19 protein-coding genes are annotated in these 16808 nt (G+C 36.3%); 17 read left to right on the top strand and 2 right to left on the bottom strand.

Features of this window, described 5'->3' with window-relative positions:
• Window positions 1-8 precede the first annotated feature (8 nt).
• Genes MHH85_RS15485 through coaD form a run of 3 tightly spaced genes read left to right on the top strand, consistent with a single transcriptional unit; the run spans window position 9 to window position 2525 of the window.
• On the top strand, window positions 9-1430 hold the full coding sequence (locus MHH85_RS15485; RefSeq protein WP_340707662.1) for a hypothetical protein: 1422 nt from the start codon (window positions 9-11) through the stop codon (window positions 1428-1430).
• Window positions 1431-1471: 41 nt separating this feature from the next.
• On the top strand, window positions 1472-2047 hold the full coding sequence (gene rsmD / locus MHH85_RS15480; RefSeq protein ID WP_340707661.1) for a 16S rRNA (guanine(966)-N(2))-methyltransferase RsmD: 576 nt from the start codon (window positions 1472-1474) through the stop codon (window positions 2045-2047).
• Complete coding sequence (gene coaD / locus MHH85_RS15475) at window positions 2040-2525, top strand: pantetheine-phosphate adenylyltransferase (protein WP_193738642.1); 486 nt, start codon at window positions 2040-2042, stop codon at window positions 2523-2525. Before rsmD ends, coaD begins: the two co-directional genes overlap by 8 nt.
• A gap of 54 nt (window positions 2526-2579) precedes the next feature.
• Here coaD and MHH85_RS15470 read toward each other — a convergent pair whose 3' ends face one another.
• Window positions 2580-3488 (bottom strand): hypothetical protein, encoded by a 909-nt coding sequence (locus MHH85_RS15470; protein WP_340707660.1) that lies wholly within the window; start codon window positions 3486-3488, stop codon window positions 2580-2582.
• Window positions 3489-3603: 115 nt separating this feature from the next.
• Here MHH85_RS15470 and MHH85_RS15465 point away from each other — a divergent pair, with 115 nt between their 5' ends.
• Entirely contained in the window at window positions 3604-4659 is a 1056-nt protein-coding gene (locus MHH85_RS15465) for a SepM family pheromone-processing serine protease (protein WP_340708188.1), read from the top strand.
• Window positions 4660-4662: 3 nt separating this feature from the next.
• On the opposite strand, the gene MHH85_RS15460 is transcribed toward MHH85_RS15465, so the two are convergent.
• Window positions 4663-5874 (bottom strand): nucleotidyltransferase, encoded by a 1212-nt coding sequence (locus MHH85_RS15460; protein ID WP_340707659.1) that lies wholly within the window; start codon window positions 5872-5874, stop codon window positions 4663-4665.
• 127 nt (window positions 5875-6001) lie between these two features.
• On the opposite strand from MHH85_RS15460, the gene MHH85_RS15455 reads away from it, so the two are divergent.
• The 13 genes from MHH85_RS15455 (at window position 6002) to ftsL (ending at window position 16805) form a co-directional block, all read left to right on the top strand.
• Window positions 6002-6535: a YceD family protein gene (locus MHH85_RS15455; RefSeq protein WP_053417550.1), complete on the top strand. Its 534-nt coding sequence runs from the start codon at window positions 6002-6004 to the stop codon at window positions 6533-6535.
• Window positions 6536-6559: 24 nt separating this feature from the next.
• On the top strand, window positions 6560-6733 hold the full coding sequence (rpmF, locus tag MHH85_RS15450; protein ID WP_038183775.1) for a 50S ribosomal protein L32: 174 nt from the start codon (window positions 6560-6562) through the stop codon (window positions 6731-6733).
• 360 nt (window positions 6734-7093) lie between these two features.
• Window positions 7094-7855 (top strand): enoyl-CoA hydratase/isomerase family protein, encoded by a 762-nt coding sequence (locus tag MHH85_RS15445; RefSeq protein WP_340707658.1) that lies wholly within the window; start codon window positions 7094-7096, stop codon window positions 7853-7855.
• A 43-nt stretch (window positions 7856-7898) separates the two neighbouring features.
• Window positions 7899-8285: a transcriptional regulator gene (locus tag MHH85_RS15440; protein WP_227752001.1), complete on the top strand. Its 387-nt coding sequence runs from the start codon at window positions 7899-7901 to the stop codon at window positions 8283-8285.
• Window positions 8286-8482: 197 nt separating this feature from the next.
• A complete protein-coding gene (locus tag MHH85_RS15435; protein WP_340707657.1) occupies window positions 8483-9853 on the top strand; it encodes an acetyl-CoA carboxylase biotin carboxylase subunit in 1371 nt (456 codons plus the stop codon).
• Window positions 9840-10052, top strand: a complete 213-nt coding sequence (locus MHH85_RS15430; protein ID WP_193738647.1) for an acetyl-CoA carboxylase biotin carboxyl carrier protein subunit — start codon at window positions 9840-9842, stop codon at window positions 10050-10052. The genes MHH85_RS15435 and MHH85_RS15430 overlap by 14 nt, the downstream gene beginning before the upstream one ends.
• A 39-nt stretch (window positions 10053-10091) precedes the next feature.
• Window positions 10092-11633, top strand: a complete 1542-nt coding sequence (locus tag MHH85_RS15425; protein ID WP_193738648.1) for an acyl-CoA carboxylase subunit beta — start codon at window positions 10092-10094, stop codon at window positions 11631-11633.
• A gap of 71 nt (window positions 11634-11704) precedes the next feature.
• The gene (locus MHH85_RS15420) at window positions 11705-12607 is read left to right on the top strand and encodes a ketopantoate reductase family protein (RefSeq protein WP_340707656.1); all 903 of its coding nucleotides are present in this window, start codon (window positions 11705-11707) and stop codon (window positions 12605-12607) included.
• On the top strand, window positions 12604-12999 hold the full coding sequence (locus MHH85_RS15415; protein ID WP_340707655.1) for a DUF3397 family protein: 396 nt from the start codon (window positions 12604-12606) through the stop codon (window positions 12997-12999). The genes MHH85_RS15420 and MHH85_RS15415 overlap by 4 nt, the downstream gene beginning before the upstream one ends.
• Before the next feature lie 75 nt (window positions 13000-13074).
• Window positions 13075-14691, top strand: coding sequence for a bacillithiol biosynthesis cysteine-adding enzyme BshC (bshC, locus tag MHH85_RS15410; RefSeq protein WP_340707654.1), 1617 nt, complete (start codon window positions 13075-13077; stop codon window positions 14689-14691).
• A 329-nt stretch (window positions 14692-15020) separates the two neighbouring features.
• Window positions 15021-15452, top strand: a complete 432-nt coding sequence (gene mraZ, locus MHH85_RS15405; RefSeq protein ID WP_193741161.1) for a division/cell wall cluster transcriptional repressor MraZ — start codon at window positions 15021-15023, stop codon at window positions 15450-15452.
• A gap of 23 nt (window positions 15453-15475) precedes the next feature.
• Complete coding sequence (rsmH, locus tag MHH85_RS15400) at window positions 15476-16423, top strand: 16S rRNA (cytosine(1402)-N(4))-methyltransferase RsmH (RefSeq protein WP_193738652.1); 948 nt, start codon at window positions 15476-15478, stop codon at window positions 16421-16423.
• A 4-nt stretch (window positions 16424-16427) separates the two neighbouring features.
• Window positions 16428-16805 (top strand): cell division protein FtsL, encoded by a 378-nt coding sequence (ftsL, locus tag MHH85_RS15395; protein WP_053417542.1) that lies wholly within the window; start codon window positions 16428-16430, stop codon window positions 16803-16805.
• The last annotated feature ends 3 nt before the right edge of the window (window positions 16806-16808 follow it).

Genomic DNA, 16808 nt, shown 5'->3' with positions numbered 1-16808 from the left:
ATTAGCACATGAAATTTGCTGCCAGCTTATTTTCAATTTTATTATTTTTAAACGGCATAATGTTAACTTTTCAGTACCATGTCTTTTCGGATCAATTGTCTGAGGAGGATAAGGTATTTAACTATGACCAAGAAATAGAAGTGATTTATCGTAAAGGAAAGTTGATAGTGAACCATCACTTTACCGACCTCCCTCAAGATAATGTGAAGCTTATTTGGCCAACTAAGAGTAAGAAAAAGGCATGTCTCTTAGATGACGTAAAAAGTTGTGAACGTTTAAACGAGCAACTAACTCAGCTGAAAGCAGGAGATGAAGAGAAACAATCCATCTCTTATGAAATTCCAATATCTAAAAAAGGGCTTACTTCAGGTGAAATTTTACGTAATATTTTTTTAACTCTACAAAATGGGACCCCAGTACATACACAGGTTCACATTTCTGATGAGACAAAATCGGGTGGTCAATGGTTTACTGGTCTACAATTAGTAGGTCAAAAAACACTAGATCTAGTAGATTATTCAATGTATAGCGGTTACGGAGCAGTGACTGATTTATATTGGCAAAAACAAAAGTTGAAAACTGTCTTTGAAAATGAGCAAGTTACTTTATATAGTGACAAGGCGATATCGAAGGACTTAAAAACAGAATTAAAGGACTTTTCTTTGGATGGCTTTAATCATGTAGCGATTATGCAAAGTTCAAAGAAAAACTCAGCAACACGAATTTTATTTACACCAGTATTTAATGTTGGGTCTATTGAAAAGAAAATCGTCATGTCTCAGATTGGACAACAATATGACTTCGTAAGTAATAACAATTGGTTACCAATTGCCGTTGCGTCCTTTATATCGGGGAAAGAAATTGGTTCTGATAAGGCGCATGAAATCACTCAGATTGTAAATAAGTACATGACAAACGAACAATCAAAAGTATGGAAAGAAAGTTTGATTGCACAAAAAGGTGAAGTAATCTCACCAAAAGTACTCGACAAATTGTTGTCAAAAACACTTGATTTACAAACGTCATTTTTTGAAATGAATGACAATGATCGTACTGAGATTGCTCCGTTGTTATTTGAAGATGCGCGACATGTGTATTTGAAAGATAATGAGGATGAAGATACGCAAGTTATTTTCAAAGATGGTCGTATTTTTTATAAAGCAGTACCGGTATTAAATGGTCTTGGTTATGAAGTAAGCACGGGGAAAAATGGATTGTATATAGAAAGTGATACGCGAAATTTCAGATTCCCAATGAGTGAGTCATTCTATGTTTATAATCAAAAACGCTATAATATCATTTCGCAACCTTTCGAAAAATTTGGTGACGATTATTATGTGGAAGAAGCATGGCTTGTTAGGTTATTCTTGGTCGATGTAGAAAAGTCGGATGACAAAATTAATATTGCGCCATCTGCTATTTTGAATTAAAATCGATTAAAAATGTAAGTAAGAGAAGGTTTGGTGAAACAATGAGAGTGATTGCTGGTGACAGAAAAGGGATGCCTTTAAAAGCGGTATCTGGCACAACCACTAGACCAACAACAGATAAAGTTAAAGAATCATTATTCAATATATTAGGTCCGTTTTTTAATGGTGGTACCGTTTTGGACTTATTTGCAGGTAGTGGTGGACTTGGTATTGAAGCCATTAGTAGAGGAATGGATAAAGGTATTTTCATTGAAAAAGATGGACGTGCCTTCCAAAATCTAAAAGAAAATATACAAAAATGTCGTTATGAAGAACAGACTGAGCTCTATAGAAATGATGCGGTTAGAGCTATGAAAGCCCTTATAAAAAAGGAAATACAAGTTGACTTAATCTTTTTAGATCCACCTTATAAAAAACGAGCATATTATGATTTAGTAGAAGAAATAGTATCAAATAATGTTATCTCAAGCTCAGGTACGATTGTTTGTGAGCATGATCGGGATACAGATTTACCAGATAACTTCCTGCATTTCGAAAAAATACGTGAAGAGAGTTATGGTAGTATTATTATTTCATTTTATCGCTCGGTGAAGGAAGAAGGAGAATCCATTGAATAAAATAGCTGTTGTACCAGGGACTTTTGATCCAATTACGAACGGACATTTAGACATTATTAAACGTGCCGCCGATATTTTTGATGAAGTTTATGTTGCTGTGATGAATAATTCCTCGAAAAACCCATTATTTAATGTGGATGAGAGAATGGATTTAATCTCACAAGTAACGTGCGACATGCCAAATGTTAAAGTGGATTCCTCCTCTGGTTTATTAATCGACTATGCAAAAAAACGCAATGCAGATGCCATAGTACGAGGTTTGCGTGCAGTTTCAGACTTTGAGTATGAAATGCAAATCACATCGATGAACCGCTTCCTTGACGAGAAAATTGAAACATTTTTCATCATGACAAAAAATCAATACTCATTTTTAAGTTCTAGTATTGTTAAAGAAGTATCACAATATGGTGGAGATATCCATGGCCTAGTACCAGATATCGTTGAAGTTGCATTAAAAGAAAAGTTCAACTCCAAATAAAAGAAAGGCTGTTCTATGATGTACATCATAAAACAGCCTTTTTTGCGGTGATTTTCATAAGAAAATCACCCAGTATAGTAGAGGGAGTATAGGTATCATAATCAAGCGTAATAAAAAGTATGGAACAAGAGGGATATCAGCGTCCTTAGCTAAAACTGCAACTTGCAAATGAATACTTAAACCTTGAACCGCTAGAATAGTTATGAGCCATAAAGGTAAGTAAGCAGAACTTGCAAATGATTGTGTTGCAATATGTAAGCTAGAAGTCATTTCTAACACTGCATATAAAGAAACGGCCAAAACTGTAGGTAGATCGTGAAAGAAATGAAGTAATGTTTTTGCGATCACATGACTAATTGTGGTGAAAAATATAACAGTTGTACCAACCAAAAGGACAGTCGGAATACTACCTTTCATGCTTTCAATTAAAGGGAATGATTCACGTTTTATTTCCCTTTTCATGGACATTGTTTCAGCTGGGCGTTTAGAAAACAATATGAAAATACCAAGGGTTATTAAATTTACACTATGTATTAGCAGTAACATTTGCCAACCAATTGAGGCATTTTCAAGTAATTCATAACCAACAAAGCCAATCATAAAGAGTGGACTAGGGGCATGACAAATAGCAAGTAAAAACTTACCTTCTCGCAATGTTAATTGTTGTTCTTTTGTCATAAAAGCAATTGTAGCAGCGCCAGTCGGAAATCCTCCTAATGCACTTATGCCATATGCTTTTAAGTAAAGAGCAGTTTTAGAAGAATTACTACCACCTTGATTTGTCAGGCGTAGTAACCATTGGGTCAATATTAAATAGGGCAATAAATAAGGGAAGAGTGCATTCATAAATAATTTAATGCCCACATCTGCCCCTTCATGAGCAATACCTGGTTGCAAGAGTAATAAAGCAATAAGTACCCAACAAATAATGATGTTCATACGAGAAACGAGAATTAGCTCCACCCATTCTTATCTTTTTGTAAGTCGAATTCACAAATGCTAAAATTATTTTTAAAAAAATCGAACAAACCTTCTAATGTTTCGTCATATACATAGCTTAAGAGTTTGTTAATTGGAGGTGCATGTCTTGAATATCAAGAAATTTATAGGTTTTATAGTCATTGCTGCAATTGCGGTTTTAGGTTTTGTCTATCCATTACCTTATTATATTATGCAGCCTGGTGGAGCTTATGAGCTTTCACAATTTGTAGAGGTAGAAAATGCAAAATTAGACAGCGAAGGAACAATGAGTCTTATGACTGTATCGATGTCTAAAGCAACTCCTTTTACTTATGCGGGTGCAAAGTTAAGTAGTCGAAAAGAATTGCTTCCAGAAACGCAAGTGAGAAGTCCGCATGAGAGTGAGGATGAATATAATTTGCGTCAATTAAAACTTATGACGGACTCACAATTTAACGCCAAATATGTTGCTTTCAAAAAGGCAAATAAAGAATATGAGATTAAGTATAACGGCGTTTATGTTGTGTATGTTTTAGAAGACGGTGCTAGTGACGGTATTTTAAAACCTGGTGACGAAGTGATTGGAATAGATGGAAAAAAAATTATTCGTCAAACAGAATTGATCGACTATTTGGCTGAAAAAAAATCCGGTGATAAAGTAAAACTTACTATCATTCGAGATGAAAAAGAGCAAACAAAATCTGTTACTTTAAAAGAAATACCTGGGACAAAAGGGAAAGTAGGTATTGGCATTACTTTTACAGAAAATAAATCAATTACAACTAACCCAAAAGTAAAAATCGAAGCGGATAAAATTGGTGGTCCTTCTGCAGGGTTAATGTTCACTTTAGAGATTATTGATCAATTAACAGAAGGAGATCTAACGAAAGGTTATAACGTAGCAGGTACAGGTGAAATGTTAGAATCGGGTGAAGTTGGCCGAATTGGTGGTATTGATAAAAAAATAATTGCTGCAGATGACGGTGGTATCGAAATTTTCTTTGCTCCAGACGATAAAATAACGGATGAAGTAAAAAAATTAAATCCTGGAATCAAAACAAATTATGAAGTAGCTGTTGAAACCGCAAAAAAAATAGACACGAAAATGAAAATCGTGCCTGTAAAAACAGTGGATGATGCTCTAAAATATTTAGATGACTTAAAACAAAAATAATTTTTATACACGAATGGGCGGGGTTTTATAATCCAAGCCCATTCTTTTTGTATTTGCAGGTCCGCTAAGCGCAAGCATGTACAAATCGGTGGCATGGATATCTTGCATTAACATTGCATCGTCAGAGCTCGCTGCACGGCTAATAATAGGTAATGTAAAATGCTTTTTCTTTGAGGATAAATAACTTTGACCATTTCTTGTCATCCCTAATAAGCGAATATATGAAGGTTGCTTAAAGGATTTTAAAAGGTCCCACGTAAAACCGGTAAAAATATGTGTTAGCATACGTTGAATACGTGTCCATGTGTAGCGTTTCGATTTAACTTTTTGCATAAACGACACAAAAGATTCACTTTCTTTTGCAGCACGCAGTAGCAAATATTCAATACCTTCCGTCACTTCTGCGAAATTTGCTAGTTCTTGTGGTGTATGACGAATGATTGTAAAGCGTAATAATGGCCAGAAAGTCTCCCAACTTCCAAAAGAGATATTTGATTGACGCCATTCTTCTAATCCTTTAAAAGAATCTAGAGGCATGTAGGAGGCGATTCTATCTATAGAATTCTCTTCAAAAATGGCTTGTCTAATTCCGGTAGCACTAGCAATCGTTGAATCTGCTTCAATAGCATCATGATAACCAGCTTTAATACGCTGGATTGTCACAGCTTTTATATTTGAATGAATTTTATTTGCTGCTTCAATGTAATGAAAACCTAAAATATTATTTGGTTTTGATAAATCTACGAATGACATTTCATTTGTTGGGATAAGCTGTTTATATGCCGTATTTAACGCTTGAGGATAGCTTATACCTGTTTGAATAGAATCCCTTATCATTTGCTGTAAAGTATCGTTCTGCTCCTGTAGCAGGCTATAACTGTTTAAAAACGGTGTTATAGTGCCTTCTTCACTACCAAATGAAAAATAGTCACAGCACATAGCGTCTAATATGCTTATACCACCTTTAGCAAAATCGGATGCTTGAGCGGTTGCGTACACATAAGGTAATTCGACAACAAGATCTGCACCTGAAGCTAGAGCCATCTTTGTTCTCGTCCATTTATCGACAAAAGAAGGTTCACCTCTTTGTAAAAAATGACCACTCATCACTGCAATGACAATATCTGCATTTGTCTCTTTACGTGATTGTCTGATATGATGTAGGTGGCCGTTATGAAAAGGATTGTATTCTACAATTACACCGGTTGCTATCAAATCTTCACCCCATTTACACTCTATATCCGTAATTATACGGAGAGTTTGTAGTAGTGACAAGAAAATATCTTGACATCTATAATTTAGCATTATATAATCAACTTTGTTGTCTTGAGGTGATAAACGTATGAAATGGGCAATCCCACAATTATCTAAATATCGCCAAAACGGGATGCCGATTGACGAATTAGTTCAATTGGATGATGTGATGAAACGTAACCCGGACATCCGTCAGATTACACCTGTTCATGTAAAAGGGCACTGCACATTTGGTGCATCCCAAATCACTTGTCATTTTCAATTGACAGGCACGCTAACACTTCCTTGTGCACGAACATGGGAAGACGTTGAGTTTTCATTTGATATCGAGTCCGACGAAATATTCAGTTGGTCAGAAACTGCTAATGAAACAGACTATGATAATCTTCACATTGTAGAAGGTGAAGTAGTAAATGTTGACCCTGTGTTAGAAGAACTAATTTTATTAGAAATTCCGATGCAAGTGTATAAAGAAGATGCGACAATTCCGACACCTAAGAATAACTCTGATTGGAGTTTTTCAACGGAGGACGAGTTAGCCTATCAAAAACAGAATGACACAAAAAAAATAGATCCAAGACTTGCTGATTTAGCAAAGTATTTTGATCAAACAGACGAATAACCGATCTGTAAGGAGGTGCCATCGATGGCTGTACCATTTAGAAGAACTTCTAAAACTGCGAAACGTAAACGTCGCACACATTTCAAACTAGCTCTACCAGGTATGGTTGCTTGCCCAAACTGTGGTGAAAGTAAATTGGCTCACCACGTATGTAAAGCATGCGGTCAATACAAAGGTAAAGAAGTTGTGAGCAAATAATTCAGTATTTGTTCTGGAAAAGACTACTAGAGAGACCATGGCTCTCTAGTGGTCTTTTTTTATTTGTTAATAATGCTGAAGGCTATCTTTCGAACGCAACAAGTATTAATTTTAAATAACATTAAATAATACATAATATAATTGTCTAATCTTATCTTTATTGACAGCATCCTCTAGGTTGCTGTTTTCTTTTTCGGTTATTTTTTTGAAAAAATTCCTTTTGGTAATGTTTGAATTTAGCATCTCTTTTATATGCTGATAAAGTGAACTGGATTTGTGGGGTTCATTGCATCAACCAGTTAAAACAGGTATGATGATATTATTTCTATTTTCTAATTATTCTAAAAGGAGTAGAGCTAAATGGCGTATCATTTTCAAGAACAAGATGGAGTATTAACATTTACTATTGATCGTCCAGAACGGCGAAATGCGATAAATGATGAAGTGATGGAAGGTTTTAAAAAAGTAATTACATATGTACATGATCATGATACCGTACGTTTTTTAGTCATTACGGGAGCAGGGGATCATGCATTTTGCTCTGGAGGGGATTTAGCCGAGTTTCATTCCTTAACAACTGAAAAGCAAGCTTTTGGAATGCTAAGTAAAATGGCTAAAATTCTTTACGATCTGGCGACTTTACCAGTCCCAACTATTGCTTTAGTTAATGGTGCGGCTGTTGGTGGAGGTTGTGAAATTGCGACAGCTTGTGATTTCCGTTTAGTAGCTTCAGAAGCAAAATGTGGTTTCATTCAAGGAACTTTAGCAATTACTTCTGGCTGGGGTGGCGGAACATATTTATTTGAACGTGGATTACGTCATGATCGCGCCTTGAAAATGTTAGTAGATGCTAAAGCATATCCGGCTGGACTTTTATATGAAATCGGATGGGCTATGCGTGTGTTTGAGGGGGATAAAGAAGTAGCTCTTGAGACGTTTATAGAGGACATGCGTAAAGTCCATCCTTCAGTTCATAAAGCTTATAAAGAAATGGAGCTACGCAAATGGAGAGAAATGGGACTGTTTGATCGTGTTATGGAGGAAGTTCACACCTGCGCAAAATTGTGGGAAAGTGATGCCCATCATGAAGCTGTAAATCGTTTTCTATCAAAATCAAAATAACTTCTAAAATTGAAAAACTCGCATATAGTAATAAAAATGCGAGGTGATTGAGATAGAAGTTAAAAAAAGAAAAGATCAATGGTTAGCTGTAGATGATACACGTTTGGTGGAAATTATATTAATGGCAGTTCGTGAAGGTCGCTCGCAGCTTGCGGGTTTTGAAGAAGCAGCTGAAGAGTTAGGCCGTACAAAGCAAGCTTGTGGCTTTCGATGGAATAAAACATTAAGAGCGCAATATGAGGCTGAATTGGAAGATGCTAAAACCAGACCAAAGCAAATGATGCGGTCGCATCTAAAACAAGCGCTTATGAGCTTTGATCAATTATCTGAAGCTTATCAATCATTGAAAAAATCTCATGAAACATTAAGGCATGAGCATGATGAGTTAGTAAAATGGCTCGAACAAGGTTTAGAGAAGGTTAGACAATAAAAATGCAGTTGAATATTTCGTATGGAAGATCATTCTAAAGCTATTTTGGAATGATCTTTTTATTGTGAATAAAATAACAAAGATGAAAAAATACACAATAATACGTAAAATTTGCTAGTTAATAGTTGAAATCGCTTTCTTATTTCGTTTAGACTAATAAGGAAAGGGAGAAACGGTTCAAGCAAAGGGGGATGAATATGCGCAAAGTTCTAATTGCCAATCGTGGGGAGATTGCGAGAAGAATTATCTCGACATGCCACAAGCTAGGTATTGAAACAGTTGCTATCTATTCAGATGCAGATCAAGATTTACCTTTCGTAAAAGAAGCGACAAATGCTGTTCGTGTAGGTGGAAATCAGGTTGTACAGTCTTATTTAAAGGCTGATGATATTATTCAACTTGCCATTGAGCATCAGGTAAGTGATATTCATCCAGGTTACGGGTTGTTATCGGAAAATGCGGATTTTGCTAGAAAAGTAGAGGCTGCGGGAATTCGCTGGATTGGTCCAAATGCAAATGTAATCGAGCAAATGGGTGATAAAATTCAAGCACGCCAAACGATGAAAAGTGCCGGTGTTCCAGTTGTACCAGGTTCAGAAGAAGGCCTAACTTCATTAGAAGAGGCACTACAGTTTGCTAGCCTAATTGGATACCCTGTAATGCTGAAGGCGTCAGCTGGCGGAGGCGGTATTGGCATGGTGTGCTGTGAAGATGAGCAAGCGCTCAGTCAAAGCTTTGAAAATGTAAAAAAACGTGCACAATCGTATTTTAAAAACGATCTCGTTTTTATTGAGAAGTATATTCCGAATGCCCGCCATATTGAAGTGCAAATTTTTGGCGATGATGAGGGGAATATCGTTCATTTATTTGAACGAAATTGTTCGATTCAACGACGTCACCAAAAAGTTATTGAAGAATCGCCATCACCTAATTTTCCGCAAGAGGAGCGCGTAAAATTATTGCAAGCTGCTGTGGATGCAGCAAAAGCTGTTCGTTATACCAATGCTGGAACAGTAGAATTTATAGTGGATGCGGAAAACCACTTCTATTTTCTCGAGATGAATACACGTTTACAAGTTGAGCATCCAGTTACTGAGGCTATTACTGGATTTGATCTTGTTGAGTGGCAATTGCAAGTAGCTGAAGGCAAGACATTACCTGTAAAAGACCAAACAGCTATAAAGTGCACTGGACATGCAATTGAATATCGTATTTACGCAGAGGATCCAGAGAGGTTTTTGCCATCACCGGGTAAGTTGCAAGTATTGATGTTCCCGCAAAAAGGTAATTGTCGAATAGATAGTGGTTACGTTGAAGGGAATACAGTTTCGCCGTTTTATGATCCGCTTATTGCAAAACTTATCGTGTTTGGGGAAACAAGAGAGCAAGCATTGGCTAATTCTGAAACGGCTATCAAGGACATAGATATACAAGGGGTAAAATCAAATCTGTTATTATTTGATCGATTATTGCAAGAAGAAATGTTCCAATCAGGAGTTTATCATACAAGTTCGCTAACAGAATGGTTAGCCAATCACAAGGGGGATAAGATTTATGGGAGAAATTAAAGCATCAATGGCAGGTACTGTATTTCGTGTAGAGGTAAAAGAAGGAGACGCAGTAACTGCTGGTCAAACTGTCATCGTTTTAGAGTCTATGAAAATGGAAATCCCAGTAGATGTTGAAGTGTCAGGCGTAGTTGCTGAAGTGAAGGTCAACGAAGGCGACTTCGTTAACGAAGATGATGTGCTAGTCGTCTTAGGTTAATGTAAATGTAAGTGTAGAACACAAAGGGGAGGCCTTGATATGACTGAACAAACAGTATATAACGAACGTCTAGCAAACAAACTTGAGGGGATTTTTGCAGGTGGACATCCGAAATACCATGAAAAACTAAAAGAGACAAATAAATTGTTCGTACGAGATCGTTTAGCGCTTCTTTTTGATAATGGAGAATATGAAGAGGATGGACGTTTTGCGAATTGTGAAGCAGGCGATTTACCTGCAGATGGCGTGGTCACTGCAATGGGGAAGGTGAATGGTCAAACAGTTTGCGTCATGGCGAATGATTCAACTATTAAAGCAGGCTCGTGGGGTTCTCGTACTGTAGAGAAAATTATCCGTATACAAGAAGTGGCAGAAAAAAATCAAGTACCTATGATTTATTTAGTAGATTCAGCAGGAGCACGTATTACAGATCAATTGGAAATGTTTCCTGGGCGTCGTGGAGCAGGACGTATTTTCCATAATCAAGTGAGAATGTCAGGGATGATTCCGCAAATTTGTTTATTGTTTGGTCCTTCTGCTGCAGGTGGAGCATACATACCCGCGTTTTGTGATATCGTTGTTATGGTAGAAGGTAATGCTTCCATGTACTTAGGTTCACCTCGTATGGCTGAGAAGGTTATTGGTGAAAAGGTGTCCCTTGAGGAGATGGGTGGAGCACGTATGCATTGTACTGTTAGTGGGTGCGGAGATGTACTTGTTTCAACTGAGGAGGAAGCTATTTCCGAAGCACGTCGATATTTAACTTATTTTCCAGCGAATTTCGCTGATAAGCCAGCAGTAATTAATGGAAAACAACCAAAACAAGGTCGCAAATTAGAAGAAATAATTCCTGAAAATCAAAACGCACCATTTAATATGTATGAAGCGATTGATCAGTTAATAGATGAGGGAAGTTTTTTTGAAATAAAAAAACTTTTTGCACAGGAATTGATTACTGGTTTAGCGCGTATGGATGGTCAAGCGGTGGGAATTATTGCGAACCAACCGAAAGTAAAGGGTGGCGTATTATTTGTTGACTCGGCAGATAAGGCGGCTAAATTCATTAATTTATGTGATGCATTTTCAATTCCATTATTGTTCCTAGCTGATGTGCCAGGCTTCATGATTGGTACAAAAGTAGAACGTGCTGGAATTATTCGCCATGGTGCGAAGTTAATTTCAGCGATGAGTTCGGCAACAGTACCTAAAATTTCAGTAGTGGTACGAAAAGCTTACGGAGCAGGACTATATGCAATGTGCGGTCCGGCATTTGAACCTGATGTCTGTATTGCTCTTCCAACTGCGCAAATTGCAGTAATGGGTCCAGAAGCTGCAGTTAATGCAGTTTATTCAAATAAAATTGAAGCTATTGAAGATCCGAAAGAACGAATACAGTTTGTAAAAGAAAAACATGATGAATATAAAAAGGAAATCGATATATACAAAATGGCATCCGAAATGATTGTAGATGAAATCGTAGCGCCATGTGATTTAAGAGCGGTCATTACAAAACGTTTGACTTATTATGACTCAAAACAAATCATGCTGCCATATCGAAAACATCCTGTTTATCCTGTATAATAAGTGTTGCAATTGAGGTCTGCCTATCTAAGGTGGACCTCAGTCTATTTTTATTGAAAGGAGATATCGATATGCAAATTGTTGTTGTAGGTGGAGGAGCGGTTGGTTTGCTGCTAGCATCCTTGCTACAAAAAGATCACACCCAGATGAATATTCTTGTTCACCGAGAAACTCAAGCAAGTGAACTGAATGACAAAGGTCTACAGCAAATCGATGTCTTGCAACAGTCGCACCATACATATATTAAAGCTTCACATGACTTTAAAGTATTTCCGACAGATGCAATATGGATAATTGCCGTAAAATATCATCATCTAGCAAGTTTACAATCTCTATTTAATTCGTTACCAGAAAGCACACCTTTACTTTTTATTCAAAATGGTGTGAAACATTTTAAATTTGCAAAGAACTTGAAACAGACACATATTGCTTTTAGTTCAGTAGAGTTTGGAGCTGAGAAGTTATCGAGTTCAAGGGTTGCACACAGAGGGATTGGTAAGATGAAAATAGCTATTGAAAGAGGAGATGGACAGCCGTTTAAAAAGTTCTTTCAACTATCAGATTCTAAACTACCAATTGAATGGATAGAAAATGCAGAACAAATGTTAATACGAAAAGCACTATTAAATTGTCTTATTAATTCTCTAACGACTATACTAAATGTTAAAAACGGTTCTCTTATTACGAATGAGCACAGTTTAATACTATTAGAGAAATTATATAATGAACTCATGGAAGCATTCTCGGAACAACAGGATCAACTTCTATTTGAGGATGTACTCGCTTTATGTACAAAAACAGAAACGAATACATCTTCTATGCTTACAGATCGATTAAATGGAAGGATAATGGAAGTAGATACGATTGTTGGTGGGATATTGGAGATAGCGCAAAATCGTGGTCACGAAATGCCAATATTAAAAACTCTTTATATTATATTAATGGCAGTGCAACAAGGCGGTGTAGAAAGATGATATATATACTGTCAATTTTTTTGCATTTCGTTATACTTTGCCCAGTCATCTTATTTCTCATTATTTATTCACTACTAAAAAAATTATCTAAGAAGCGAGTAAAAGTATTCGGAAGGGCGGCAGATATAACTACGTTTATACTGTTTTTTTCTGTGCCAGAATCTGTGAGTTTTTTATGGGGATATGATATCGGGTTTATAACTTTTATCGTTGCAATAATAATTGCGATAGTTTTTACGATAATTGAATGGCGCTCGACAAAAGAAATTGAAATACTACCGTTATTCAGGAAAATTTGGCGCTTCTTATTTTTAGCGTTAACCATTACTTATGTGGTTATTTGGATTATTATAATAGTCCAAAGAATCATTTTTTATGTGACGATGACGTGAGCGTATTTTTTCAATCCAATCGATTAAAATGCTATACTCGAAAGTAGTTAACAATATAGAGGAGTTTATACTAATATGAAACTGGAACAAATAGATGTACCGGTAACGAATCAATTATTGGTAGATTATTGTAATCAAGAATCAACAATCTCGTCGTTTTTTCATTATACAAATGAAGATAAATCTTTTGAAAAACGCTTTGAAGAACTAAAAAATCATCCGATTCGTCGAGCTGAACTCGTAAAAGTTATCCGTGAATTTATGGAACCGCTAGAGAAATCGGTAAAAGTGGAACAACATTTGAAGGAATTGGAAGACAATGCAGTTGTTGTAGTTGGTGGACAACAAGCGGGCTTATTAACAGGACCTTTATATTCCGTTCATAAAGCTATTTCTGTTTTACTATTAGCTAAAGAACAGCGTGCAAAATTAGATATTCCAGTCGTACCGGTATTTTGGATTGCTGGCGAAGATCATGATATTGATGAAATTAATCATACATTTACAGTATTAAATGGTCGATTGCAAAAACATATTCATCCTGACCGTTCAAAGAAGAAGACGATGGCTTCAACAACAATTTTAGATATTGAAGATACACGTAAATTTATAAAAAATGTCTTCCAACAATATGGTGAAACTGCATATACAGAAGATTTGTTGGCGAAAATTGATACATTTTTATTAAAGAGTCATACATATACTGACTTTTTCGCTCAATTAATGCACTGGTTCTTTAAAGAAGAAGGATTACTTCTATTAGATGCAGCCGATCCGAAGCTTCGTGCTTATGAAGCGCCGTATTTCGAGAGATTAGTGGATCACTCGGAAGAGATTGCAACTGTTGTTTCAAACCGAGAGGCGCTTTTGGCCGACAATGGTTATGGTACGCCAATTGGTGCAACAAAAGAAAATGCCAACCTTTTTTACGTCAAGGAAGGCGAGCGCTTCTTATTAGAGCGTAAAGATGGCATGTTTATTAATGATGTAGCGAATGTCCAATTTACGAAAGAAGAACTACTACAACTAGCAATAGAACAACCTGCTTGTTTAAGTAATAATGTAGTAACAAGACCGCTTATGCAGGATATGGTCTTGCCTGTACTTGCATTTGTTGGTGGACCAGGTGAGCTTGCGTATTGGTCTACATTAAAAGACGCATTCGAGTTACTTGGTATGAAGGTGCCAGTTTTTGTACCGCGTATGAATATGACACTTGTCAATCGCCAGGTGGAACACTTAATAGAAGCTCATGACTTAACTATTACTGAAGTATTAAGTGGTAAAGTGGCCCAAATGCATCAGACATTTGTAAATGAAGTATATGACAACGCTGCAAAAGAGACTATTGAAAAAACAAAAGCGTTACTACAGCAGCAATATGTGGAATTGCAAAAGCATTTGCATAACAATAACGTACATCTAGATAAAGTAGTCATAAAAAATCTAGATATTCATGAAAATCAATTAGACTTCCTATTGAAGAAAATAGAAGCAGAAGTATTGCTTCAGCATGATGTTACTATTCGTAAATTTACCGAGATGGAAGGCCATCTGATTCCAGAAGGTAATTTAATGGAACGTATATTTAATCCGTTCCAATATATCAATGAATATGGCATGACTTTAATTGATGATATTTTACAATTGCCACTAGAAGTTAGTGAATTGCATCAAGTAATATATATATAATTTGGAATAATGCGGATTAAAAAAGTGACATTTTTTTTAAATATAATAGATATAATATTATCCTAATTATAGGGTATAAAAAGCTATCTCAATCGAGATAGCTTTTTTTATTAAAAATATCAAAAAAATACTACTGTTTGGTAATAAAATAATAAAATAATAATAAGAAGTATGAAGTTTTTTAAACAAAAAGGGAAAAATTAGTAGAAATACTGTTGTTGATAAGGACGATTTACGCATTTTAATGTAAACGCCCTTATTTTCCAATGAATTAGTGGTGGAATGTGGGGGGATGTGGTACATTAATTTCATATAGTGGGGTGAGTAATATGTTCATGGGAGAGTATCAACATAGTATTGATGCAAAGGGCCGATTGATTATACCTGCTAAGTTTCGTGAACATCTTACGGAAGGCTTTGTCATTACTCGTGGATTGGATAATTGTTTATTCGGGTATCCTATTTTGGAGTGGCGTAAGCTGGAAGAAAAACTGAAGCAATTACCTGTTACTAAGAAAGATGCCAGAGCTTTTACGCGTTTCTTCTTTTCAGGTGCTACAGAGGTGGAAGTGGACAAGCAAGGCCGTATTAATATCCCAGGTAACTTATTAACACACGCTAATGTTCAAAAGGATTGTGTAGTACTCGGCGTTTCTAATCGTATTGAAATTTGGTCCAAAGAATCTTGGCAAAATTATTTTGCTGAATCTGAGGAATCCTTCAATGACATTGCTGAGAATATGATTGATTTTGATATATAACCAATTTAGAGGAGGGACAAACCTTGTTTAATCATACGACTGTATTATTAAAGGAAACCGTTGATGGATTGAACGTTCGTCCTGACGGCATTTATGTAGATTGTACTTTAGGTGGGGCTGGACACAGTGAATATTTAGTTAGCCAATTATCATCAAAAGGTAGACTTATTTGCTTTGATCAAGATACTTCAGCCATTGAAAATGCTAAAGAACGTTTAGCACCATATTTAGATAAAATAACTTTCGTACATTCAAACTTCCGTTATCTGAAGGAAGAATTAGAAGCATTAGGTATAGATAAAGTTGACGGGATTTTATACGACTTAGGCGTATCATCTCCTCAATTAGATAACGCAGAACGAGGATTTAGTTACCATCAAGATGCACCACTTGATATGAGAATGGATACAACAGCTGAACTTTCCGCATTTCATGTTGTGAATGAATGGTCATTCGAAGATCTTGTACGTATTTTCTATCGATACGGTGAAGAAAAGTTTTCTAAACAAATTGCCAGAAAAATTGAAGAAGCTAGAAAGACTAGCCCTATTGAAACCACGGGTGAACTAGTAGATTTAATTAAGGAAGGTATCCCAGCTGCAGCAAGACGTAAAGGCGGACACCCAGCGAAACGTGTATTCCAAGCCATTCGAATTGCTGTAAATGATGAACTTGGTGCAGCGGAAGATTCGTTAATACAAGCACTTAAAGTCATTAATGTAGGTGGACGAGTTAGCGTTATTACTTTCCACTCATTAGAAGACCGATTATGTAAAACTATCTTCAAAGAAGCATCCTCTTTGCCTGAATTACCACCAGGTTTACCTGTTATTCCCGAAGAATTAGCTCCAGGGATAAAACTTGTTACTCGTAAACCGATATTACCTTCAGAGCAAGAATTAGAAGAAAATAATCGAGCTCGCTCAGCGAAACTAAGAATAGCAGAAAAAATCAAAGAAAAAGGGAAGTGATTAAATGGCATTGCTTAATCGGCAACAACAACAAACGTACATCCAGCAGCCACAGCCAACAGTACCGGAGAGACCCGTCCAGCAGCCAACACCAAGACCTTCCAAAAGAATATTGTCTAAGGGGGAAAGAGTTCTCCTTGTGGCCATGGTGACGATAATAGCATTATTGTCAGTTATGAATTTAAATACGCAATCTGCAATTAATACAACATCTGTTGAAATTCAAAATATCGAAAATAAAATTGATGAAACGAAGAAACAAAATGCGGAATTGTCCATCGAGGTGAGCGAACTCTCTACATATGAGCGTATTTGGAATAAAGCGAAAGAATTAGGCTTGAAGCTAAACGAAAAAAACGTGAAAGTAGTGTCTGGACAATGAAGA

The organism is Viridibacillus sp. FSL E2-0187, assembly GCF_038006425.1.
Taxonomy (GTDB): Bacteria; Bacillota; Bacilli; order Bacillales_A; family Planococcaceae; genus Viridibacillus; species Viridibacillus arvi.
This window is presented reverse-complemented; position numbering and strand designations above follow the sequence as displayed.